Source organism: Phormidesmis priestleyi ULC007, assembly GCF_001895925.1.
In the GTDB taxonomy this organism is placed as follows: domain Bacteria; phylum Cyanobacteriota; class Cyanobacteriia; order Leptolyngbyales; family Leptolyngbyaceae; genus Phormidesmis_A; species Phormidesmis_A priestleyi_A.
In genome coordinates this window covers 56,035-77,349 of sequence record NZ_MPPI01000014.1, presented here as the reverse complement: position 1 = coordinate 77,349, position 21,315 = coordinate 56,035, and the positions used below count along the sequence as shown (strand labels likewise).

Below are 21,315 nucleotides of genomic sequence, written 5' to 3'. Positions count from 1 at the left end.
ACGCAGATAGTCTTATTGATCTCTGAAAGTTGTTTGGTATGCCACGTTTTGAATTGTTGATAGCGGCACTTGATAGAAATATTGACGCTGAAATTGCTCTTCTTGAATTGCCGCAAAAAAATTCTGCATCGCTTTTTTAGCTTGAGCTTGTGATGCGATCGCGTCTTCTACAGCCTCCCAAGTCACCTGAAAGCTGTGTTCTGGATAAGTCACCCGAAAGCCGAGAAATTTCAGGGCAAGAAACCCGTTTTTTAACGCTAGATCGCCAACTTCTAGCTGTTTATAGAGCTGCTGGCGCGTGGCGGTTTTTCCGGTGCGGCTGAGATATTTGGCGATCCCAATCAGGGTTTGCCAGATTTCACCGGGCGGCTTTAGGGAAGGAGATGGATAGGCGATCGCCAAACTTTTCTGTTCTCGAATTGCCCGTCGAAACCAGGCTTGTAGCTCATTCCAGCTAGTTGGGCAGGTTTGAATGCTGAGACAATCCGAAAGTTCGGAGGAGTTGTCATGCCGCCGATCGACAATCCAATCAATCTGAGGAGTGCGGCTCTGAATCGAGTTAACACAAGGGCGAACGGCGACTAACCGGACTTCATATTGCTTTCGATAGGTGTTGTTTTCGAGTTCGACGATCGCGTCACATCGCCCGCGGGGAATTTCGTAGCTGTAGTGGCCCCACCAAACCCCCGGAAACCCGATCGATACAGAATCATCCAGGACTGTGAATTTGGTTTGAATGTAGCTAACTTTCTGCCCCTTCCAGTCTTGAATGTTGCGATGTTTGCCAACTTCAAACCAACAGTTTTGAATCAGCAGTCTAGGAATCGGGTTGCCCATTCCACACGGCTCAATCAGTCGAAGTTCTCGATAAAGGTCTGCGCCCAATTCTTGAACCGTGACTTTTAGATCAGCCTGAATTGCAGGGGCAGTCCTCTCAACGCCGCCGATCTGCTGCCGCGATCGCTGGTTAATCGCTTGCGTAAAGAGCGGCAGGTTTTCGACGTTAAGACTCAACCCGGCTGCGAAAGGATGCCCGCCAAATCGATGCAAAAGATGTTCTTGATCTTTAACGAGTTGATAAAGGTCGATCTGGTTGAACGATCGGGCAGATCCACGAGCGAGGGCAGGCGTTTGGACTGAATCTGTTGAGTTCTGCTCGGTGGTCAGCAAAATAGTCGGTCGCCCATATTCTTGAGCGATTTGTCCGGCGACTAGACCTAACACGCCAGCACTCCATTGTTCATCCCACAAGACAATCACGTTTGTCGTGGAGAGGTCGAGATGAGCCAGCTTATCAGCCACTTGTCGGGCAACATCTTTTTGCAGCGCTTTGCGGCGAGAATTGGCGAGTTCGGTTGCCTCAGCCAGTTCTCGACAGCGTTGAATATCTCGACTGGTGAGCAACTCTACGCAAAAATGAGCATCGCCTTGAATACGGCTGACGGCGTTAATTCGGGGGCCTAAACCAAAGGAAATATCAGTAGGTCGATCGCCAGTGCGCTTACACAATTCCAATAGTCGGGTGATGCCGGGGCGAGTTTGCTCACTGGGTTGGCGCTGAGAATGGGTTTGAAGCTGCTGAATTCCTTTTTGTGCCAGATAGCGGCAATCGCCTTTGAGTTCGACCAGATCGGCAATTAGCCCGATCGCCACCAAATCCAGCAAATGGTTTAACGGCTCACGAGGCACTTCTGGCAAAGTCTCATAGAGTGCCTCAACGAGTTTATAAGCGACTGCAACGCCCGAAAGACTCGCAAGCGGATGATCTTTGGGAAAATAGCGCGAATTGACGATCGCCTTCACCGGAGGACGCTGAATCGGTAACGTATGGTGATCGGTGACAATCACATCAATGCCCAGACGGTTGGCGTAGTCAATTTCATCAAGATTCGTACTGCCCGTGTCGCAGGTCACGATCAAGCGGCAATTTTTCTCATTTAACCGCGAGATTCCCTGATGAGACAAGCCATGAGACTCGGTGAGCCGATTGGGAATGTAATAAAAAAGCTGCTGATTTTGGGTGAAAAACTGTCCTAGCCCATCCCACAGAACGGCGGTCGCGGTGACTCCATCGGCATCAAAATCGCCCCAAACGGCGATCGTTTCTCCCGTTTGATGGGCATATTGCAGTCGCTCAACTGCCCAGCGCATTTCTTGCCCAAACTCAAAGGGGCTGACGGGCTGATAATCGTCAGGATTTAGATAGCCCGCCAACTGTTCAAGATCTCGAATGCCTCGACTCCAAAGCAGTTGAGCGATATAGTCTCCTTTGATTTTAGGAAGATGCGACGCGATCGGCTCCGCCAAGCTCACGATCGCGGCTACAAATTCTTTCGGCGGCACCTCTGAAGGCAGCACCCACGGGTTTGCAGGTCTTAGAGAATTTGCCCGATCGGTCAACTCAGACATTTAGGATTCCTTCACGATGTTGCGTTGGGACGGCGACGAGGACGCTTCCAGATCGCCCGATCTGCTTTTTCTCGCTCATAGGCAATGAGTCTGCCGTAATAATCATGGTCACTCAGATTCATTGACAGAAAGACGTGCTGCCGCATATTGCCAAACCCTTTGCGCGTGAAGAACTGGAGCGCCGGAAGATTTTCGGGGTCGGTGTCTACCATCATAAATCGGGCCCCATCATCGATCATGCGTTCTACTAGTTTATCGACCAGTTTGTCTGCTACGCCGCGCCGTTGAAAGCTGGGGGCCACGCCTAACCAAATGATGTAGCCATAGACCAATGTAGATTTATTAATAATGGTGCCCAACACAAATCCGGCTAGCTGTTCGTCGATTTCAGCCACCAAACAATATTCTGGATCGGTGTTGTAGAGTCCGATGACTTCCCACTGATCCCAGGTGCGATAGATGTAGGGATAGAGATCGCTCGTAAACAATTCTTCGCCTAGATGATAGACGTTGGCAAGGTCGTCGATCTCCATATCTCGGATATCAAGCTGAGAAGAATGGGGTTCTAAATCTGAAAAGTCCGTCATAAACGCTCAAAGAGGAATTTCTGCAATGTCAGCGAGACTGAGAGGCGTTGTAGAGTTGAGCGCTCCTTCATTCTGTTGCTCTGGCGATCGCTGGCATCGCAGGGCAAATCCACACGCTTCACAGGCTGAGGTTTGAGGAATTTGAGGAAAGGCTTCTCCGATCGTCTGGTAGCGATCGAGCCACTCAGTCAACTGATGAACTAATTGAGTTAGGTCTTGCCCAATCTTTTTGTGTTGAGCAGTGTCATAAGCAAACCGCAAGCTTTGGGGTTCGGTTTGATCCGCTTCTGTGGATTGAAAAAACCAGTAGGTCATCGAAATCTGCTCAGGGTCAAAATGGCTCGTTTCTGCCAGCACAAAGCGATAGAGTTTCGTCTGCCAGTTTTCTGCCAACTGTCTAGACTTCTGAGGCTTTGGGTAAGTTTTCCAGTCTAGAATCTGAGCCTGTTGCTCTGTCAAAATCAGTAAGTCATAGACGACCGTAATCAGATGTCCTTCAAACTCCAGGGTGCGCTGATGTTCGCTCTGGCGCAAAACTGGGTTCGCGTCAGTCAAAGACAGAATTTTGGGAGCGGCTTCCACAAATGCAGTGATTAACTGCCGCAGTTGATCGTCTTCTTGAATAAACGCCTCGATCGACAGCCCCATTTCTCGCTGCTGCATCAACAAGTGAAAGCGACTCCCCAACCGTAAGCGTTCTTGCTGCTCTGGCGTTGTAGGCGATGCCAACTGTTCTAAATAAGTGTGCTGAAACTTACGGGGACAGGTTTCGAGGAGGTTTAACTGCCCTTGAGAGAGGCGCATAATTTTTATCCTTTCGTTAAAACAAAGACGCTGCCCTCGTTGCCTCGCCCGATCCGCAAGTTTTCATCCAAATAGGTCGTATCGAGCCAGCCTTGTTGATCGCGGTTGTCGAGGCTGAAATCGATCGCCGCAAATTTTTGTCCCGATTCGATTTGATGAATAAAGTGATCGGGCGTTTGGTAGCCGATCAAACGCTGAAGCCCTAAGATCGATCGCTCAAATTTGACATCAACCCGCTTGTCAGAGACGGGCTTAAATCGTGCTGCTACGCTGACAATGCCTTCCAGAAATGGTACGCCATAGACTTCGGCAATGTTATAGATTTTGGCTTCTAGCGCCCGAATCGACTGATAAACCTGTCCTAATTTAAGAAAGGGCACCTGCTCAATGCCTAAAATTCCTTGACTGGTGGTGTAAATCAGCCGCCAATCGCCTTCGAGGAGGTCAAGCGCCTCGATCGGTCGCGGAGTCGGATTACGATCTTCAAGTTGAGCGATCGCCGATAAGATTGCTTGTCTCTCTGGCTCGGTTGCCAGCAATCCTCGATTTTTGCCCGCGATCGTTTCTAACAGTGCCGATTTCCCGATCATTTGCACTTACCCTCGTAAACAGTGGTAGCTAATGCCTTCAAGATACTCGCCGTGACGGGCGATCGGGGCAGGTTACTCTAAACTTTTTTGAATCTGAGTGAGCAAAATCACAGCTAATTCAATAAGCTTGAGAGAACTACCTTGACACCGCTAAAGAAATATGAGAATTTTTTGCGCCAATTTCTTAAGTCGGTGGTAGACTCTGGTTGTTTCATTGGGTCTAAACTTTAAGAAGACACGTTAATTTTTGTTGTGAATTTAATCGCTCCATGACTTATAATCCATCGTTACGTGAAGAACCTCGTGATCAACGAGCGGCTGTGATTCCCGTCCAGCAAGAGTCTTCGATTCTTGACTGGCTTGAAAAGTCAGGTCGCTTATTGGCTCGTGAAGTTCAAGAAGTCGAAGTTGGCGCACCAGAAGACGTTGACGACATCAATCAGTTCATTTCAGAAGATGACAACTCCTTTGATTTAGACGATGATAGCGACGATTTAGAGCTAGAAGACTAGAGTCAGCAGATAGTCTTTGTAGAAAGAGAAAGCCTTCTATTTACAAAGACAGAGTTCTGTCAAAGAATCTGACTTTCTTCCGAAGAATCTTTCCAATCCGGTGTGGTGTAATGTGCGGAGTGAAGTGAGAATCTCGTGGACGCTAAATTATTTACAAATCAATCGAGCAGTCTCTCAGGAACGCGACTTTTTCTGTTTCTGATGATCGGACTGACGAGTGCTGCGCTTGCCCTTGACGCGATCGCAGGACGAGCATTTAATCAGGTGGCATCGCTAACTTTACCGCTCTGGATGAGCGCTCTCGCAACGGCAGGCGTTGGTTTTTGGGCGGTGCCTTTGCTGAGAGCCTTAAAAGTAGGGCAAGTGATTCGCGAAGACGGCCCGCAGTCTCATCTCAAGAAGGCAGGAACCCCGACGATGGGAGGAGCCTTTTTTGTTCCCGTCGCGGTTGCCTTTGCGCTAGTTTTATCTAAGTTTTCAGTCGATGTAGTTGCTGTGTCGGGTTTAACTCTGACTTATGCAGCGATCGGGTTTCTAGACGATTGGCAAATCATTCGCTACAAGTCCAACAAAGGCATTTCTCCCCGCTTGAAAATGGGGCTACAAATCTTTTTTGCAGTCGCGTTTTGCGTCTGGCTCTCGATCAGCCATCCCGCAAGCATTACAACGCTGGCACTTCCGTTAGGTTTAACCCTGCCGCTCGGAGTCTTATTTTGGCTTCTCGCTGCCTTCGCTCTGGTCGCTGAGAGCAACGCCACCAACCTGACCGATGGCATGGATGGGTTAGCGGGTGGAACGGTTGCGATCGCTTTCCTCGGTTTAGGTGCTTTGATCGGACAGACCTCGCCCGATTTGATGATCTTCTGCGCCTCCATGAGCGGCGGTTGCCTAGGATTTTTATTGCACAACCGCAATCCTGCTCGTGTGTTTATGGGAGATACCGGATCGTTAGCACTAGGCGGCGGGTTAGCGGCAGTGGCTCTGATCACAAATTCCCTATTCGCGCTGCTGATTTTAAGCGGATTGTTTTTCTTAGAAACCGTTTCTGTGATTGCTCAGGTCAGCTATTACAAAGCCACAAAAGATGCAAATGGGATCGGAAAACGGCTGTTCAAAATGTCGCCCTTTCACAATCATTTAGAGCTAACAGGCTGGACAGAAACGCAGGTCGTTGGCTGGTTTTATGCGATCGCTGCCCTTCTCGCCATTTTGAGCCTGACCATTCGATAGTTTCAGCTACGATTCATCAAATTTTTAACCCGTTCACCGTTTCGCACTGAACTCTGATAAGATTGTAAATCGTCACCCGGAGAGATGGCTGAGTGGTCGAAAGCGGCAGATTGCTAATCTGTTGATGGATTTAGGTCTATCCGAGGGTTCGAATCCCTCTCTCTCCGTTTTAATCATTAGTCGGCATTCGAGGCGCGAATCTCGGATGCCGATTTTTTATTACCCTTAAAGATTCCCCTAATTCACAAGCGATTGGTTATAGAATGAGGCTCATTTCAAACGAGACGTTGAGGAAGCTAAATCAATATGACTAAATTGCCTTCAGCGAAGAAGCCAAATCCCGGCGCGGCGATCGCCCTAGCCACTGTCACGATCGCGGTCGGGTTTCTGACGGCTGCTTGTCAAGAAGCCGCTCCACCCAATGCCACCCAAGGGGCTTCTCCGGGCGCTGCAACGACGGCTACCACTGATACCAAAGGCTTAAAGCTGGGTTCTCTCTTGCCAGCAACGGGCGATTTAGGCTCGATCGGACAGCAGATGATCGCAACGGTGCCGCTGCTCGTCGAAACGGTGAATCAATGTGGAGGCGTTAACGGTGAGCCAGTCACGTTATCTTCAGTCGATGATCAGACTGAGCCGTCTGCGGGCACTGAAGGCATGACAAAACTGGCAGAAGTCGATAAAGTCGCTGGGGTTGTTGGATCGTTTGCGAGTAGCGTTTCTACCGCAGCCTTGCCGATCGCCATTCGTAACAAAGTAGTTCTAATTTCTCCGGGCAGCACCAGCCCCGTTTTCACCCAACAGGCAAAAGAAGGCAAGTTTCAAGGCTATTGGGCACGAACGGCTCCGCCAGACACTTATCAGGCACAAGCTCTGGCAAAACTGGCAACCGAACGAGGCTTTAAAACGGCAGGAACAGTGGTCATCAACAATGACTATGGCGTTGGGTTTGAGAAAGAATTTAAGCAGGCTTTTGAGAAACTGGGTGGCACGATCACAAATAGGGATAAGCCAACCCGCTATGATCCCAAAGCCACCACTTTTACCACAGAGGCAAGTGCCGCATTTGCTGGCAAGCCTCAAGCCGTCGCAGCAGTTTTGTATGCTGAAACAGGCGGTTTGATTGTGAAGTCAGCCTTTGAGCAAGGAGCCAGTAAAGGTACGCAACTTCTGCTGACCGATGGCGTATATTCGCCTGATTTTGTCGCTAAAGTGGGCAAAACTGGAGACGGCAAATCGATTTTAGCGGGCGCGATCGGCACCGTTCCGGGTGCGAATGGCAAAGCGCTCGACGCATTCACCACACTTTGGAAGGAGAAACAAAACCGTCCACTTGCGCCCTACGCGGCTCACTCTTGGGATGCGGCGGCGATCCTAGTTTTAGCGGCCCAATCTGCAAAAGCTAATACGGGAGATGGCATTAAGAGTAAGCTGCGCGAAGTCACCAACGCCCCCGGCACTGAAGTTACTGATGTCTGCCAGGGGTTAGACTTGCTTCGCAAAGGTCAAAAGATTAACTATCAAGGCGCAAGCGGCAACGTTGATATTGACGAAAACGGTGATGTGGTGGGCAACTATGACGTTTGGACGGTCAAGGACGACGGTTCGCTAGGCGTAATCGGCAAGGTGAGTCCGCGATAAAGACGTGATGAATGATGAATCGAAGCAACTCATTCATCATTCATTGGTTCGCTCGAAGACGGCATTAACTGAGTTAACCAATTTTCGACTTGAGACTGGACGCGATGAGACGATAAAGAGGTTTCGATCGTCTCTAAACGATCCAGCTTTTCTAGAGCGCGGTGATAATCGGCGATCGCATAGTTCCAGTCACCGACTAGATCGTGAGTGCGTCCTCTTGCGGCATAGATATGACCTTCTAAAGTCGCTGTGTTTGCACCAGTCGAGAGAAATTGAGTAATTTGTAAAGCGTGATCAAAGTTCTCGATCGCTTGCGGATACATCTCTAGTTCTCGGAAGGTGACACCCTGATTAATCCAGGCTCTGACGTTTGTGGGGTCGAGGTCGATCGCGGTTTCATAATCTGCGATCGCTTCGGCTAATCGCCCTTTTGCGGCGTAATAGTTAGCCCGATTGTTGTAAGCACTTGCCAGTCTAGAGTTGAGCTTGATGGCGTGATTGTAGTCAGCTAAAGCGGCGGCGGACTGCCCATTTTGAAAGTAGACTAAGCCGCGGTTGTTGTAGTCGATCGCGTTGCGAGGGTTGCGTTCAACCAGCAGATTTAAGCCTTCAATGGCGGTTTGGTAGTTACCACGACGAGCTTCGGTGAGCGATCGCTGACGCAGCAACCGATCTTGCTCAGTCGGTTCTAACCAGGCTGGCTCTTGGCTAAGTTTTAGAGTTGCTAGAGAACTTCTGCGAGTCTGCTCTCGGCGGCGCAAACTTCCTTCAGCAGGGCGAGGCAAGCTTTTCTTAGACTCGCGGCGAGGAACATAAGCACTTCCACTCTTGAGATAGCTTGGACGCAAGAGAAGAGATGGGTTGGGGCGACTTAATGAAGTACGAGCGTTCATGCAATCCTCACGGGGCTTGTGGGTTCAAACTTACAAACTCTTTGACTAAAGTTTTTCTGCCTGCGTGTCATAAACCAATACGTCTGGGGTTAGATTTTGGATGAGTCGGCGAGGTTAGCAGGTTGTATGAGATTCACTTCAAGACGAGTAGTAGAAATTTCTGAAAATCGGGCATCGATCGAGCATTCTTTAAACTCACCGTGGACGGTTTTCACAGGTAGACGCAAGCCATCCGAAAATGAGTCATTACTTCACGAAATCTTTGTACATTATTAAAGTTCTTTTGAGGGATAAACAACAAGCGACAATTGTCTGCATTTGTTGAGAGAAATCAAGCCATTTGGCAGTGATCCCTCAGAAATTGATAAAATTCAGTCTTGTTCAGCGATCGTGCCAGTTTCAACCTGGTTCCTAAAAACGGCTTATGACGACCACATTTTCTTACCCCAACACAGCCGACTTGTCTTCAGATGATTATTTAGTAGTCGGTCTGGCGACTTGCTTTATCAAAGAAGATAGTGAAGTCCATCAAGTCAAGATTATTGAGCCAATCCCATCGGCGGCATTAGAAGCGATCGTCAAGGGCATTCCGACCTCTTATGAACAGGCGATCGCCACCACGATGGGCGCAGTGATTGTAGGAGAAACACCTCAACTGCCGGACGGGTTTCCGATCGAGGCTCAATTCTGCGACGACTTTATCTATCGCGCCACCGCTGCCGCCCGGACTTATAAAGTAAAGCCAGTGGCTCAAACTCATATTCCGGTGGGCACCAGTCGCAGCGACTTCAACCACTCCACAGAGCGCAAGCGGGTTTTAAACTCAGAGCGCATTGTCAGAACTGAAGATAACGTCAAGCAACACGAACACACTCATAAGGTGCTCTAGAAGGATTTTGAGTTTTGGATTGTGAGTTGGGCACGATGCAAGCTCCAAAAAATTCCATCTCCTATAGAATAGTACAAAAGTACTTAAATTTCAACTCATGGTTCAAGACTCATCATCTGTTTTAGAGGATTCAGATATGCTTAAGCTTTATGGTGTAGGGCGCAGTCGTGCCTCGATCGTCCAGTGGTATTTAGAAGAATTAGCGATTCCTTACGAATTCGTCGTGTTAGATTTGCAAGCGGGAGATTTGTCACAGCCGACGTTTTTGGCAATTAATCCTTTTGCAAAAGTTCCAGCGATCGTCGATGGTGACTTCACGCTCTGGGAGTCAGGCGCGATTCTCATGTATCTGGCTGAGAAGTACGGTCACGAATTGGATTCGACAGAAAAGAGGGCGACGATCGCGCAGTGGGTTTTGTTCGCCAACTCCACGCTGGCAACGGGCATTTTCGTCGAAGCTAATCGAGCACGAGAAATGCCGCGTTTGATGAAGCCCTTAAATGAGCTTTTTGAACGTCAGCCTTTTGTTTTAGGCGATCAGTTTAGTGTTGCAGATGTGGCAGTGGGTTCTCTGCTGTCCTACATTCCGATGATGCTAAAGCTTGACTTGAGTGAATACCCTAATGTCACAGCCTACATGAACCGGATGGCAGAGCGTCTGGCTTTTGAGAAAGCGATCGGGGGTCGCAGTTAGTTGTTTAACAGGCTAATCGCATTCAGTGGGGTAAAAACTCATCGCTCATAACCTCCACCAACTCATAAGGGCACTGCTGAGGAAAGGTTTCTGACGACAGCCCAGTTTCTGCTTTTGCTTGCTTGACCGCTTGTAAATAACATCCATCAAAAATACTTTCAAGATAAGGTCGCAGGCTAGGCGAGTCGTCTACGGCTTCTTGAATGCGTCTACGATGCTCAACTATGCTTCCTCCCCAACTTCCACTTCTGCGATCGGGTTGAAACTGCCACTTGAGCAAATGAACCAGCACCACAATTAGGTTGCTCTTCAGGCTTCTTTGCTCACTCCTGCCCATATCCTCGATTTCCTCGATCAGATTTTCCCAGTCCACACTGTCATAGTCGCGACTCCGCAGTTTTTCTAGCGTCGTCTCGATCCATTTCAGGTAATCGGTTTCATACTGGGTTTTGAGAGCAGTCTCTAGAGGAGTCATGGCAGTTTCGATAGGAGATCTCTTAATTTCAAGATCTATGAACATCCTAGCTTGTGCGATCGTTCACACATCAACAGCGCTATGAAAAAGGGGCAGCGTTGACTACCCCTTTTTTATGATTAAATTTTGTTTGATATGAAACTATCTAAAACCGACCGATGCTTGCCAAACAAAAGCGAGCAACAGAAAGAAAACGGGAATTACGGGCAGAACGTCCACCAGGGGATCAAAGATGGCGTAAGCTTCGGGCAGTTTTGACAAGAGCAGTGCTGCTTCCATGAATCGATTGCCTCTCCAACACAGAATTCATAATTGACAAGTATTTTAACATGATCGGACTCACTCAAAATTATCCGATCGGCGCTAACCAACGAGCAAATTCTTCTGTAAACGTCCCTTCAGCGATCGCTGCTCTAATTCGTTGAGTAAACCCCACCAGTTCTGTAATGTTGTGAATCGATAGCAAGGTATAGGCTAAAAGCTCTTGTGCCCGCAGCAAGTGACTCAAATAAGCGCGAGTAAAATTTTGACAGGTGTAGCAAGGACAAGACGCATCAAGCGGCGTGAAGTCTTCTCTAAATCGGGCGTTTTTGACATTCCAGCGCTCACCGCCTACCAGCGCCGAGCCATGTCTCGCCAGCCGAGTTGGAATCACGCAATCGAATAAATCAATCCCGGCGGCGATCGCTCTGACCATTTCGCGATAAGTGCCCACACCCATCAAATAGCGCGGTTTGTCTAGCGGCAAAAGCGGAGCCGTTGCCTGTACCACTTGATCGATCACTTCTGGCGCTTCACCAACGCTGACTCCTCCGATCGCATATCCCGGCAAATCCAGATCGGTCAACATCCGCACTGCTTCGGCTCGAAGATCTAAATATTCGCCACCCTGGACGATTCCAAATAGCGCTTGATCCGATCGTTCATGGGCTTGAATACATCGCTTTAACCAGTCGTAAGTTCGTTCGGTCGCTTTTTCAACTGCATCGCGACCCACTCCTGGCGGCGGACATTCATCAAACGCCATAATCACATCGGCACCCAACGCATTTTGAATCTGAATCGATCGCTCTGGCGTTAGGTGAATCATTTGCCCATCGCGAGGAGACCGAAACGTCACCCCATCATCGGTAATCGATCGCATCTCGCTCAGACTAAACACTTGAAACCCACCCGAATCGGTCAACATCGGGCCCGACCAACCCATAAACTTATGCACTCCGCCTGCCCGTTTGACAATCTCTTCGCCAGGTTGTAGATGCAGGTGATAAGTGTTTGATAACACCATTTGTGCCCCCGTCTCTTTTAACTGAGCAGGAGTCAAGGTTTTGACATTCGCTAAAGTGCCCACAGGCATAAAGCGCGGCGTTTCAACAATGCCGTGAGGGGTCGAGAAAACTCCGGTTCGGGCGTGGGTGTGACCGCAACGAGCTTGACACTGAAAAGAAAAATTACTCAAGACAGATTGATCCCGCGATCGACAGAATTCCTATTCTAGAGGGATGGGGCGCGATAGAAGCGGCGATCGTCCTAGAAAGCGTCATCGTCATCAATCTGCACATCCCACCCGGCCGAGAGAACTTCGGCAACCATTGCCTCTAGCGCGGCGGCATTGATGCTGCGACCCGGATGCTGTAACGGGTTAGAGAGCGGAATCAGCCTCAGTTGACGGCTATCTTGAATTAAATCAAAATAAGTCTCCTGCTCTGACGACTGGCTCAACTCTAAATAATCAAAGCTATGAACATTAATATAGAGCGCGTGATTTGCAATTAGCGTCGCTCGTTGGGCGTTGGCGAAGACTTCTAAAAGGCACCCTTCGCCCTGGCTCGTAACAACACCGTCTTGGGTGTGGATGTAGCGAACCCGATTGAGATCGGTCAGCAGGCGGTGCATATCCCGCTTATCAACGATCGTGCCTACGTCGATGATGCAAGGGGCTGGAAGCCTTATGTCGCGGGAAGAATGGTCGTGACTCATATCTGAAAGCCCTTAGTTTTGCTGACCCTGAGTGGAGAACTCTCTACAGTCATTATGGCTGGAAAAATCAATCTACAGCTTTAAACAGAGTGTGAAGAATTTAAGTTCTATGAAGTCGAGGATGGAAAAAATGGGGTCAGCGATCAAGTTGCTACTTCAGCAAATCGCCGCAGGCGTTGCATTCTATACCTGTCTCCCCGTTCCGACAGCTTGTGCTTTAGAATTTAGCGGCATCGGTCGAATTGCGCCGATCGTCGGCTTGCTAATCGGCGGACTTTTAGGCATTTTAGATTGGGGGTTGGGCTGGGTAGGAATGCCCCCGTTGACTCGGAGCGCGATCGTAGTTGCCGCTTGGGTTGCCGTCACAGGAGGCTTACACCTAGACGGCGTAATGGATAGCGCCGATGGATTAGCTGTGACCGATCCAAAGCGTCGTCTCGAAGTCATGGTAGATAGCGCGACAGGAGCCTTTGGAGCGATGGCAGGAATCGTGGTGTTACTGCTTAAAACCGCTGCTTTAAGTGAATTACAGAGCGATCGAGCCTTCTTGTTAATGGCGGCGGCCGGTTGGGGACGCTGGGGGCAACTCGTGGCGATCGCTCGGTTTCCTTATCTCAAGCCGACTGGAAAAGGGGCATTTCACAAAGCATCGATTCAATCTCTTTGGGAAGCGCTGCCCACTCTTTTGCTGTTGGTTGGATTGGAAATCTCTTTTTGGCACGATCGTCCTTCTCTAGCAGCAGGAGTGATTGTGGGAGGAAGCACGATCGCAATTCTCACCGGGGCGTGGTTTAACCATAAACTAGGCGGACAGACCGGAGACACTTACGGAGCGATCGTCGAATGGACAGAAGCCCTATTGCTTTGTTTACTAACTGTGTTTTAGTGGTTCTTCAGTCTCCCGTCTTTTTCTGTAACAATAGATGTAAAGTTTCGTATCCTATCAGTTTTCTAAGATGACGAGCGCGACACCCCAACTCAGTTCCTCAACCTATGACTATGATTTGGCGATCGTCGGCGGGGGTGTCGTGGGGGCAACCCTTGCCTGTGCTTTAAAAGATTCCGGGTTAAGCGTGGTGTTGATCGAAGCCGAAGCAAAATCGATCGCAAGCGCCAGAGGGCAAGCCTACAATATTTCTCCGCTCTCTAGCCGCATTCTTGATGGCATCGGCGTTTGGAACCAGATCCGCCTCCAGCTTGAAACTTATACTAAAATTCGTCTCTCAGATGCCGACTATCCCAATGTGGTGCAGTTTTCGCCTCAAGATTTAGGTGCCCAAACCTTGGGATATGTTGCCGAGCATCAGGTTTTAATCGCTGCACTTCAAGACTCTTTGCGGCAGAATCCTCATATTACTTGGCTGTGTCCTGCAAAGGTAGTGAAGACCGATCGCCAACCCGACGAGGCAACGCTAGAAGTATTAGTGAACGGAAAAGTTCAATCAATTCGCACTCGGTTAATCGTTGCCGCAGATGGAGCGCGATCGCCCCTCCGTCAACAAGCCAAAATTCGCACTCACGGCTGGCAATATTGGCAGTCTTGCATCGTCGCCACCATCAAGCCCGAAAAATCCCACGATCACACAGCCTATGAGCGATTTTGGGCAAGCGGGCCGTTTGCCATTCTGCCTTTGCCGAGTCATCGATGTCGAATTGTTTGGACGGCTCCTCGCGCTGAGGCAGCGGCGATCGTGGCTCTAGACGATGATCAGTTTTTAAAAGAACTCACCCGTCGCTATGGCGATCAGATGGGCAAACTCACGCTTGAAGGCGATCGCTATGTGTTTCCGGTTCAGCTAATGCATAGCACTCGTTATGTGTTGCCTCGATTAGCGCTAATTGGAGACGCGGCGCATTGTTGTCACCCTGTAGGCGGGCAGGGCATCAATATGGGAATTCGAGATGCGGCGGCTTTGGCGCAAGTTTTGCAAACCGCACACCAACAGGGCGAAGACATTGCAACCCTCAAAGTTCTCAAACGCTATGAACGCTGGCGCAAGTGGGAAAATCTGATTATTTTGGGCTTTACCGATCTGCTCGATCGCACTTTTTCTAATAATATTCTTCCGATCATCCTTTTACGTCGCTCAGGTTTATGGGTTCTTCAAACTGTGTTACCAGTCAAATCATTTGCGCTCAAACTTATGACCGGGTTAACGGGGCGCGTTCCTAAACTTGCTCAAAGATGACAATGGGATTTGGAAACGATCGCTAAACCGCCTAAATTTTTCTCGCCCTGATCTTAAAAAAGTCAACATGAAACCTAAAGCCGTCGTCCTCCTCTCTGGTGGGTTAGATTCTGCAACATCAGCCGCTCAAGCGATCGCCGATGGCTATGACGTGATTGCTCTGTCATTAAATTATGGTCAACGACACGATCGAGAGCTACTCGCTGCAAACCAGGTTGCTGCTCACTTAAAGATTCAAGACCATTTTGTGATGCAGGTGAATTTGGCGCAGTGGGGCGGTTCTGCTTTGACCGATCCCGCGATCGCCGTCCCTACTAATGGCGCTCAGTCTGACGTGATTCCTATTACTTATGTCCCCGGACGAAACACGGTGTTTATCGCAATCGCGCTTTCGCTTGCAGAGGCAAAAAATGCAGAAGCGGTTTATCTGGGCATTAACGCCGTTGATTATTCCGGCTATCCAGATTGTCGTCCTGAATATTTAGAGGCGTTTCAACACCTTGCAACCCTCTCTTCAAAAGCCGGATTGGAAGGAAAAGCTCCAAGATTGGTTGCACCTTTAGTAACCGACTCAAAAGTCGATATCGTGCATCGTGCCTTGCAGTTAGAGGTGCCGATCTCGCTTACCTGGTCTTGCTATCAAGGGGGCGATCGACCTTGCGGAGTCTGCGATTCTTGCCGAATTCGCGATCGTGCCTTGATCGAAGCGGGTAGAGCAGATTTGGCAACTCCAGCAGGACAAGCTTTTGATCAATGAGAAAGATTTGTAATCGCAGGGATTAATTGTTAAGAAATCACGCCGAATATGAAGCGATCGTAAGAGTAATTACTCAAAATTTGCTGGCAACAAACAGTAAACTAAATGAATTCTTAATCTTTTCGCGAAACCTTCTTAAAGTGTACAAACCTCAAGTGCTTAAGAGTGTTCTGTAAGCAGGCCGAATTGTTATAGAAATCTTTAGAATGTTATTTGAATTTGGCTTTCTATATTCTGCATACAAAGCTCGAAAGCTAGAGATATGAAAGCTTTTAGTAAAGAAACAGAGATCAAATTGAATGGTTATTTAAGCTTTTCTAAGCTAAAACGTCAATATTCTATTGCCCCGTTAATTGAAATAAAAAATTTAAGTTAACGATTGATAAGCAGCAAAAACTAAGAAAAATGGAAGCAACTTATCGAAAACTAAAGCTTAAAAAGCAACGTCTGAAAGGTTTCTATCATTTAATTCCTGAAAAAACGAGTTTTTGTGACCGCTATAGTGACAAATAGCTTGGTATATTTCGTCATGAAACTCGCAGCGAGTCACGTTTTACTCTTAACGCAGCAAACTGAAGATTTGCACGGGTTAGAATTTCTTCTGGGACGTTTAAGGTGTGCCCTAGAAATTGTTACCACACCCGATCAGGCAGTCGATCGCGTCCATCGAAATCCGCCGTGCTTGGTAATTGTGCAAGGCAACTATAGACTCTGGTCAAAAAAGCTCGTTCCCACACTCAGGGCGATCGCCGATGCTGATAACATTACGCTGGTCGCATTAACGGATGCTCATGCCCCAAGCTGGCTTCACCAAGACGAAAATCCGGGTTTTGACGGCTTCTTGGTCAGCCCTCTCAGTTCTGATGTACTTTTTTCTCTTATTCAGTCTGCTTCCGCACGGCAGCTTTGTCGCGCTGCTAACTAAAAACTCTTCTCTAAAATTAAATAGAGGGTTCGTAGAGAGAACCTCCTTCCCGCAGACCATCGGTTTCTATAAGCTGAACCTGAAGTTTAAGCTCCTTGTTTTATGCAATTTGCTCCCTTCTATCCAATCCTCCATCGCTTTCTTAAGCCAAACTTCCCTAACTGCCTGTGGTCGGGTAATCAGCAAGTTCCTAAAATTGCACTTACCTTTGATGACGGCCCTTATCCTCCCTACACGTCTTCTCTGATAGACGTGCTCGATCGCCATAAGATTCCCGCCAGCTTCTTTTGGCTCGGAATTTGCGTGGATCGAACTCCCACGCTCGCTCAAGCGATTTACCAAAAAGGATATTGGCTGGGCCTGCACGGCTATGATCATCACTCATTTGCCACGATGTCTCTCAGCAAACTCAAGCAAGATCTAGAGCAGACAAAAACCGCGATCGTCAACGCTTGTCAGAGTCCATCTCTAACATTAATAGATGTTCGCCCTCCAAACGGACTGTTTACTGCCAAAACGTTAGGTCTGCTCAATCAGTGGGGCTATCGCCCTGTGATGTGGAGCGTGATTCCTGAAGATTGGGTGCAACCTGGTGTGGCGATCGTAGTGCAACGAGTTTTAGATTGCGTCCAAAATGGCTCGATTATTGTCCTGCACGATGGATATTATGGCGGACAGGATGTGGCAGAGACCGTTGATCGGCTCATCCCGGCACTACTCGATCGAGGGTATGAATTTGTGACGGTCAATCAGTTATGGGCAGATGTGATAGATGGCTGACGATCGTCTGTCTTGCAAGTTGATTAGCCCAAATCTTTCAATCAATTAAGGCTTGAGTCATCAAACTTTTTAATATCTTCACAATAGCAGCACTAGCAGCTTGCTATCGCCAAAAAGATTGATACATAACCGTTTCATTCATTTGAAATAGCCACAATCAGTCTAAAAAATACCCCTAAACTGCTTACATACCAGACTTAAATGAATGAAAATATCATCTAACTTAATATAGAGTCTAGACCCAAGTTCTTGAATTTGGGCTAACGTAACATCATAGAGACGTATCTAGCTGTCTAACCTTTAAGTGCGATTTGGAGGTGGTATTTGAACGGGATTTAGCGTTGCCTCATCGCAGCTATCTCCACGGCTGAACGTTAGAAGCAACCATTTATTGGATGACTTTGGATTGAGTTACAAACTGTGCTGACGTTAATCCTTGTAGTCACAAAAGCTTTTCACTGCTTCATGAGCCAAGCGCCATATAGACAGATTTTGTCTTGGTTTTCTAACTTTGCAGATTAAGACAGATAAATAAGGTGCAACTTTTGTGAGAAAAGCTACAATTGGGGAGACATTAAGACATTCAGCAATAGTGACTTTTGCGTTGGTATCTCTACCCCGCCCTATTTTCGAGGGAATGCAGCATACCTTGATTTTTCAGTGATTATTAGTGACTCCTCGATTGAGAGAGCCATCTTTCAAGCGAGGCACAAGCGCTAATGACAAAGAGCCAGTGACTGCATCTTGCAACCAGATTGAACGAATTACCGTTCTCCGGCGCTTAAATTTTCTACTTTCACCCCTTAAGGAGCATGAGGAACGCGGCATGACCCAGGCCAACAACGTACTCGAAGCACTCAGTCTTGGCAGTCCTTCTGATGAACCCCTCGACACCGAAGTCGAGCTTTATGACGAAGATGACCAGGACGAGCCGGATTCTCCGGCAGATGATGACACCAAAACAGGCAAGGCTCGCGCTGCCCGCCGTCGAGCACAAGCCAAGAAAAAGCACTACACCGAAGACTCGATTCGGCTGTATCTGCAAGAGATCGGTCGAATTCGTCTGCTGAGAGCCGATGAAGAAATCGAACTAGCGCGGAAAATCGCAGACTTGCTAGAGCTAGAGCGAATTCGGGTCAGGCTGACAGAAAAGTTGAGCCGTGAGCCTCAAGATAAAGAGTGGGCAACCGAAGTCAACATGCCGCTGACGGCGTTTCGGCATCGATTGCATTTAGGTCGCCGTGCCAAAGACAAGATGGTGCAGTCTAACCTGCGTCTCGTGGTGTCGATCGCCAAAAAATACATGAACCGGGGTCTTTCTTTCCAAGACCTAATTCAGGAAGGCAGCTTAGGTCTGATTCGGGCGGCTGAGAAGTTTGACCACGAAAAGGGCTACAAGTTCTCAACCTATGCCACCTGGTGGATTCGTCAAGCAATCACCAGAGCGATCGCCGACCAATCGCGGACGATTCGCCTCCCGGTTCACCTTTATGAAACCATTTCTCGAATCAAAAAAACCACCAAGTTACTCTCTCAAGAAATGGGTCGAAAGCCCACTGAAGAGGAGATTGCAACTCGGATGGAAATGACGATCGAGAAACTTCGCTTTATCGCCAAGTCTGCTCAGTTGCCGATCTCGTTAGAAACGCCGATCGGAAAGGAAGAAGATTCTCGTCTGGGTGACTTTATTGAGTCAGATGGTGAAACCCCCGAAGATCAGGTTTCTAAAAACCTGCTTCGAGAAGATCTTGAAGGCGTTTTAGCAACTCTCAGCCCTCGTGAGAAAGACGTGTTGAGACTCCGCTACGGCTTAGATGACGGTCGAATGAAGACCCTGGAAGAGATTGGACAGATCTTTAACGTCACTCGTGAACGGATTCGCCAAATCGAAGCAAAGGCTCTCCGTAAGTTGCGCCATCCCAATCGCAACAGTGTCTTAAAAGAATACATCCGATAAGCTGAATTGTCTGACAAGCGGGGCGTAAGCAATACGTCCCTGAGATAGATTTACAAAGACTCAGGAGTAACTCTTCTGGGTCTTTTGTGTAAGTCATCAAAAACAGACAAAAATATGGACACTTCAAATGAAGTGTCCGTTAAACTATCCTTTAAGGTTGACCAGAAATCTAAAGAAGAAATAATTACAGTAGACCGAGAAAGCGCAGTGTGCCTTCGCCTGAGAAATATTCGGTCGCGAGTGCGGCAACAAAGCCAATCATGGCAAAGCGGCCATTCCACAGTTCAGCTTGAGGGGTAAAACCAAACTTCCAAGCGTTGCGGTCTTCAGAAGCGATCGTAGCCGTTACTTTTTGTGTGTCTTGCATGGTTGGGTACTCTGACGTGCATTAGCTGTTCGTAATGTAACTCAATATTACGTTTGATGTCAAATTATTAAGGATAGTACAGACTTTCTTTCCCATAAGATTTGCTGATTGAATCTAGGTTGAGCCACTGACATGGAGTCACATGCCTAAAATATGGGACTATGATGGGAACTATTGATTGATATTTGTTAAAAATTATCAATGATTGTTTCCCGAACTGGTTTATCAAAATTTAAAGAGTCGCTGACCAAGAAGATATTTTTTGGTCAAGAACCCTCGGCAGAGTTGATCGCAATCTTGCTGGTCTACTTTGTGCAAGGAGTTTTAGGATTAGCGCGTCTAGCCGTCAGCTTTTTCTTGAAAGATGAGTTAGGGCTGAGTCCCGCAGAGGTATCTGCGCTGCTGGGCATTGTGGCCCTACCCTGGATGATCAAGCCATTGTTTGGTTTTGTTTCTGACGGGCTACCGATCTTCGGCTATCGGCGACGACCCTATTTAGTGCTATCAGGGTTTTTAGGAGCGCTATCTTGGGTCGCTCTGGCCACGATCGTGCATAGCCCTTGGGCAGCAACCTTAACGATCGCCCTAGGGTCGTTGTCCGTTGCTGTTAGCGATGTGATTGTCGATTCGCTGGTAGTTGAGCGGGCCCGGTCAGAATCCGTCAGTGGCGCAGGGTCACTGCAAGCGCTCTGCTGGGGCGCGTCTGCGGTTGGTGGATTGGTGACTGCTTATTTAAGTGGCTGGCTGCTGTCACAGTTTGATACTCGAACGGTGTTTGCAATTACGGCATTCTTTCCATTGATTGTGTCTGCTGTCGCCTGGTGGATTGCTGAGTCTCCAGTGATCGAACGGTCGGACTGGTCGATCGTGCGAACTCAGTTAGGGCAACTCAAACAAGCCATCACTCAGAAATCAATCTGGATGCCTACTGCGTTTTTGTTTCTTTGGCAAGCAACGCCCACCGCAGAATCTGCATTTTTCTACTTCTCGACCAATGAGCTAGGGTTTGAGCCTGAATTTTTGGGGCGAGTGCGATTAGTCACTAGCATCGCGGCACTCGTTGGCATTTGGATTTATCAACGATTTCTCAAGTCTGTGCCGTTTCGGGTGATTTGTGGATGGTCGATCGTCGCTTCATCCGCATTAGGCATGACAATGTTGCTGCTCGTCACTCACGCCAATCGAGCGATCGGAATCGACGATCGCTGGTTTAGTTTGGGTGATAGCTTGGTGCTGACGATGATGGGGCAAATTGCTTTCATGCCCGTTTTGGTACTGGCTGCTAGACTGTGCCCACTCGGAGTTGAAGCGACGCTGTTTGCACTGTTAATGTCAGTTGTTAACCTGGCTGGATTGGTATCTTATGAGTTTGGGGCAGTGCTGACCCATTGGCTAGGAATCAACGAAACCAATTTTGATAAGCTGTGGCTGCTCGTGTTGATCACCAATCTCAGCACATTATTGCCTCTCATATTTTTGGGCTGGCTACCCGGAGCCGATGAAGAACTACAGACTGTTTCTGAAGCTCAATCGTTCTCCAGTTTAGAGTTGCCAGATTTAGTTTCAGAGTTGGTGCCTCCTCGAAGACGAGAAGCGATCGTTGAGAAGCCAGTTGATTAGTGCGACAGCAAACTAA

22 protein-coding genes and 1 tRNA gene are annotated in these 21,315 nt (G+C 48.3%); 13 read left to right on the top strand and 10 right to left on the bottom strand.

Annotated elements, in window-relative coordinates; all coding sequences use genetic code 11:
• Positions 1 to 12: 12 nt before the first annotated feature.
• The 4 genes from recJ to BRW63_RS14345 are packed head-to-tail and all read right to left on the bottom strand — an operon-like array spanning position 13 to position 4,390.
• Positions 13 to 2,409, bottom strand: coding sequence for a single-stranded-DNA-specific exonuclease RecJ (gene recJ / locus BRW63_RS14360; protein ID WP_073072226.1), 2,397 nt, complete (start codon positions 2,407 to 2,409; stop codon positions 13 to 15).
• 11 nt (positions 2,410 to 2,420) lie between these two features.
• Entirely contained in the window at positions 2,421 to 2,996 is a 576-nt protein-coding gene (locus BRW63_RS14355) for a GNAT family N-acetyltransferase (protein WP_073072224.1), read from the bottom strand.
• Between the two features lie 6 nt (positions 2,997 to 3,002).
• The gene (locus tag BRW63_RS14350) at positions 3,003 to 3,800 is read right to left on the bottom strand and encodes a PD-(D/E)XK nuclease family protein (RefSeq protein WP_073072222.1); all 798 of its coding nucleotides are present in this window, start codon (positions 3,798 to 3,800) and stop codon (positions 3,003 to 3,005) included.
• A gap of 5 nt (positions 3,801 to 3,805) precedes the next feature.
• Positions 3,806 to 4,390, bottom strand: a complete 585-nt coding sequence (locus BRW63_RS14345) for a PAP/fibrillin family protein (RefSeq protein ID WP_073072220.1) — start codon at positions 4,388 to 4,390, stop codon at positions 3,806 to 3,808.
• 269 nt (positions 4,391 to 4,659) lie between these two features.
• Here BRW63_RS14345 and BRW63_RS14340 point away from each other — a divergent pair, with 269 nt between their 5' ends.
• The 4 genes from BRW63_RS14340 (at position 4,660) to BRW63_RS14325 (ending at position 7,773) form a co-directional block, all read left to right on the top strand.
• A complete protein-coding gene (locus BRW63_RS14340; RefSeq protein WP_073072218.1) occupies positions 4,660 to 4,902 on the top strand; it encodes a DUF3134 domain-containing protein in 243 nt (80 codons plus the stop codon).
• A gap of 135 nt (positions 4,903 to 5,037) precedes the next feature.
• Positions 5,038 to 6,132 carry a phospho-N-acetylmuramoyl-pentapeptide-transferase gene (gene mraY / locus BRW63_RS14335; RefSeq protein ID WP_073072216.1) on the top strand — a complete coding sequence of 365 codons (1,095 nt, stop codon included), beginning with the start codon at positions 5,038 to 5,040 and terminating at the stop codon, positions 6,130 to 6,132.
• 78 nt (positions 6,133 to 6,210) lie between these two features.
• Positions 6,211 to 6,299 (top strand) — tRNA-Ser (locus BRW63_RS14330).
• A gap of 139 nt (positions 6,300 to 6,438) precedes the next feature.
• Complete coding sequence (locus BRW63_RS14325; RefSeq protein ID WP_073072214.1) at positions 6,439 to 7,773, top strand: ABC transporter substrate-binding protein; 1,335 nt, start codon at positions 6,439 to 6,441, stop codon at positions 7,771 to 7,773.
• 29 nt (positions 7,774 to 7,802) lie between these two features.
• Here BRW63_RS14325 and BRW63_RS14320 read toward each other — a convergent pair whose 3' ends face one another.
• Positions 7,803 to 8,666 (bottom strand): tetratricopeptide repeat protein, encoded by an 864-nt coding sequence (locus BRW63_RS14320; RefSeq protein ID WP_073072212.1) that lies wholly within the window; start codon positions 8,664 to 8,666, stop codon positions 7,803 to 7,805.
• A 424-nt stretch (positions 8,667 to 9,090) separates the two neighbouring features.
• On the opposite strand from BRW63_RS14320, the gene BRW63_RS14315 reads away from it, so the two are divergent.
• Both BRW63_RS14315 and BRW63_RS14310 read left to right on the top strand, forming a co-directional pair.
• Positions 9,091 to 9,555: a hypothetical protein gene (locus BRW63_RS14315; protein ID WP_073072211.1), complete on the top strand. Its 465-nt coding sequence runs from the start codon at positions 9,091 to 9,093 to the stop codon at positions 9,553 to 9,555.
• A gap of 136 nt (positions 9,556 to 9,691) precedes the next feature.
• Positions 9,692 to 10,249: a glutathione S-transferase family protein gene (locus BRW63_RS14310; RefSeq protein WP_073072293.1), complete on the top strand. Its 558-nt coding sequence runs from the start codon at positions 9,692 to 9,694 to the stop codon at positions 10,247 to 10,249.
• Positions 10,250 to 10,271: 22 nt separating this feature from the next.
• Here the strand turns inward: BRW63_RS14310 and BRW63_RS14305 are convergent, their stop codons facing one another.
• The 4 genes from BRW63_RS14305 to BRW63_RS14290 all read right to left on the bottom strand — a co-directional run bounded on the left by BRW63_RS14305 (position 10,272) and on the right by BRW63_RS14290 (position 12,704).
• On the bottom strand, positions 10,272 to 10,724 hold the full coding sequence (locus BRW63_RS14305) for a DUF29 domain-containing protein (protein ID WP_073072291.1): 453 nt from the start codon (positions 10,722 to 10,724) through the stop codon (positions 10,272 to 10,274).
• A 141-nt stretch (positions 10,725 to 10,865) separates the two neighbouring features.
• Complete coding sequence (locus tag BRW63_RS14300; protein WP_073072209.1) at positions 10,866 to 11,003, bottom strand: photosystem II reaction center protein K; 138 nt, start codon at positions 11,001 to 11,003, stop codon at positions 10,866 to 10,868.
• 70 nt (positions 11,004 to 11,073) lie between these two features.
• Entirely contained in the window at positions 11,074 to 12,183 is a 1,110-nt protein-coding gene (gene tgt, locus BRW63_RS14295; protein WP_073072208.1) for a tRNA guanosine(34) transglycosylase Tgt, read from the bottom strand.
• 71 nt (positions 12,184 to 12,254) lie between these two features.
• Positions 12,255 to 12,704 carry a hypothetical protein gene (locus BRW63_RS14290; RefSeq protein ID WP_073072206.1) on the bottom strand — a complete coding sequence of 150 codons (450 nt, stop codon included), beginning with the start codon at positions 12,702 to 12,704 and terminating at the stop codon, positions 12,255 to 12,257.
• 109 nt (positions 12,705 to 12,813) lie between these two features.
• On the opposite strand from BRW63_RS14290, the gene cobS reads away from it, so the two are divergent.
• The 6 genes from cobS to rpoD all read left to right on the top strand — a co-directional run bounded on the left by cobS (position 12,814) and on the right by rpoD (position 19,312).
• Positions 12,814 to 13,590, top strand: coding sequence for an adenosylcobinamide-GDP ribazoletransferase (cobS, locus tag BRW63_RS14285; protein WP_106254006.1), 777 nt, complete (start codon positions 12,814 to 12,816; stop codon positions 13,588 to 13,590).
• A gap of 70 nt (positions 13,591 to 13,660) precedes the next feature.
• Complete coding sequence (locus tag BRW63_RS14280; RefSeq protein ID WP_073072202.1) at positions 13,661 to 14,893, top strand: FAD-dependent hydroxylase; 1,233 nt, start codon at positions 13,661 to 13,663, stop codon at positions 14,891 to 14,893.
• A gap of 67 nt (positions 14,894 to 14,960) precedes the next feature.
• Positions 14,961 to 15,650 (top strand): 7-cyano-7-deazaguanine synthase QueC, encoded by a 690-nt coding sequence (queC, locus tag BRW63_RS14275; protein ID WP_073072289.1) that lies wholly within the window; start codon positions 14,961 to 14,963, stop codon positions 15,648 to 15,650.
• A gap of 529 nt (positions 15,651 to 16,179) precedes the next feature.
• Positions 16,180 to 16,575, top strand: a complete 396-nt coding sequence (locus tag BRW63_RS14270) for a response regulator (protein ID WP_073072200.1) — start codon at positions 16,180 to 16,182, stop codon at positions 16,573 to 16,575.
• A 102-nt stretch (positions 16,576 to 16,677) separates the two neighbouring features.
• Positions 16,678 to 17,355, top strand: coding sequence for a polysaccharide deacetylase family protein (locus BRW63_RS14265; protein WP_073072199.1), 678 nt, complete (start codon positions 16,678 to 16,680; stop codon positions 17,353 to 17,355).
• An 826-nt stretch (positions 17,356 to 18,181) separates the two neighbouring features.
• On the top strand, positions 18,182 to 19,312 hold the full coding sequence (rpoD, locus tag BRW63_RS14260; RefSeq protein ID WP_073072197.1) for an RNA polymerase sigma factor RpoD: 1,131 nt from the start codon (positions 18,182 to 18,184) through the stop codon (positions 19,310 to 19,312).
• Between the two features lie 184 nt (positions 19,313 to 19,496).
• Here rpoD and BRW63_RS14255 read toward each other — a convergent pair whose 3' ends face one another.
• On the bottom strand, positions 19,497 to 19,679 hold the full coding sequence (locus BRW63_RS14255; RefSeq protein WP_073072195.1) for a chlorophyll a/b-binding protein: 183 nt from the start codon (positions 19,677 to 19,679) through the stop codon (positions 19,497 to 19,499).
• 201 nt (positions 19,680 to 19,880) lie between these two features.
• Here BRW63_RS14255 and BRW63_RS14250 point away from each other — a divergent pair, with 201 nt between their 5' ends.
• Positions 19,881 to 21,299 (top strand): folate/biopterin family MFS transporter, encoded by a 1,419-nt coding sequence (locus tag BRW63_RS14250; protein ID WP_073072194.1) that lies wholly within the window; start codon positions 19,881 to 19,883, stop codon positions 21,297 to 21,299.
• Positions 21,300 to 21,315: the final 16 nt, after the last annotated feature.

Excerpts from the sequence above, each read along its gene's own strand:
- BRW63_RS14300 (WP_073072209.1), bottom strand. The coding sequence starts at position 11,003 with ATGGAAGCAGCACTGCTCTTGTCAAAACTGCCCGAAGCTTACGCCATC.
- BRW63_RS14355 (WP_073072224.1), bottom strand. The coding sequence starts at position 2,996 with ATGACGGACTTTTCAGATTTAGAACCCCATTCTTCTCAGCTTGATATC.
- BRW63_RS14270 (WP_073072200.1), top strand. The coding sequence starts at position 16,180 with ATGAAACTCGCAGCGAGTCACGTTTTACTCTTAACGCAGCAAACTGAA.
- BRW63_RS14340 (WP_073072218.1), top strand. The coding sequence starts at position 4,660 with ATGACTTATAATCCATCGTTACGTGAAGAACCTCGTGATCAACGAGCG.
- BRW63_RS14320 (WP_073072212.1), bottom strand. The coding sequence starts at position 8,666 with ATGAACGCTCGTACTTCATTAAGTCGCCCCAACCCATCTCTTCTCTTG.
- queC (WP_073072289.1), top strand. The coding sequence starts at position 14,961 with ATGAAACCTAAAGCCGTCGTCCTCCTCTCTGGTGGGTTAGATTCTGCA.
- BRW63_RS14290 (WP_073072206.1), bottom strand. The coding sequence starts at position 12,704 with ATGAGTCACGACCATTCTTCCCGCGACATAAGGCTTCCAGCCCCTTGC.
- rpoD (WP_073072197.1), top strand. The coding sequence starts at position 18,182 with ATGACCCAGGCCAACAACGTACTCGAAGCACTCAGTCTTGGCAGTCCT.
- BRW63_RS14265 (WP_073072199.1), top strand. The coding sequence starts at position 16,678 with ATGCAATTTGCTCCCTTCTATCCAATCCTCCATCGCTTTCTTAAGCCA.
- BRW63_RS14305 (WP_073072291.1), bottom strand. The coding sequence starts at position 10,724 with ATGACTCCTCTAGAGACTGCTCTCAAAACCCAGTATGAAACCGATTAC.
- recJ (WP_073072226.1), bottom strand. The coding sequence starts at position 2,409 with ATGTCTGAGTTGACCGATCGGGCAAATTCTCTAAGACCTGCAAACCCG.
- BRW63_RS14280 (WP_073072202.1), top strand. The coding sequence starts at position 13,661 with ATGACGAGCGCGACACCCCAACTCAGTTCCTCAACCTATGACTATGAT.
- BRW63_RS14325 (WP_073072214.1), top strand. The coding sequence starts at position 6,439 with ATGACTAAATTGCCTTCAGCGAAGAAGCCAAATCCCGGCGCGGCGATC.
- BRW63_RS14345 (WP_073072220.1), bottom strand. The coding sequence starts at position 4,390 with ATGATCGGGAAATCGGCACTGTTAGAAACGATCGCGGGCAAAAATCGA.
- BRW63_RS14250 (WP_073072194.1), top strand. The coding sequence starts at position 19,881 with ATGATTGTTTCCCGAACTGGTTTATCAAAATTTAAAGAGTCGCTGACC.
- cobS (WP_106254006.1), top strand. The coding sequence starts at position 12,814 with ATGAAGTCGAGGATGGAAAAAATGGGGTCAGCGATCAAGTTGCTACTT.
- BRW63_RS14350 (WP_073072222.1), bottom strand. The coding sequence starts at position 3,800 with ATGCGCCTCTCTCAAGGGCAGTTAAACCTCCTCGAAACCTGTCCCCGT.
- BRW63_RS14315 (WP_073072211.1), top strand. The coding sequence starts at position 9,091 with ATGACGACCACATTTTCTTACCCCAACACAGCCGACTTGTCTTCAGAT.
- BRW63_RS14255 (WP_073072195.1), bottom strand. The coding sequence starts at position 19,679 with ATGCAAGACACACAAAAAGTAACGGCTACGATCGCTTCTGAAGACCGC.
- BRW63_RS14310 (WP_073072293.1), top strand. The coding sequence starts at position 9,692 with ATGCTTAAGCTTTATGGTGTAGGGCGCAGTCGTGCCTCGATCGTCCAG.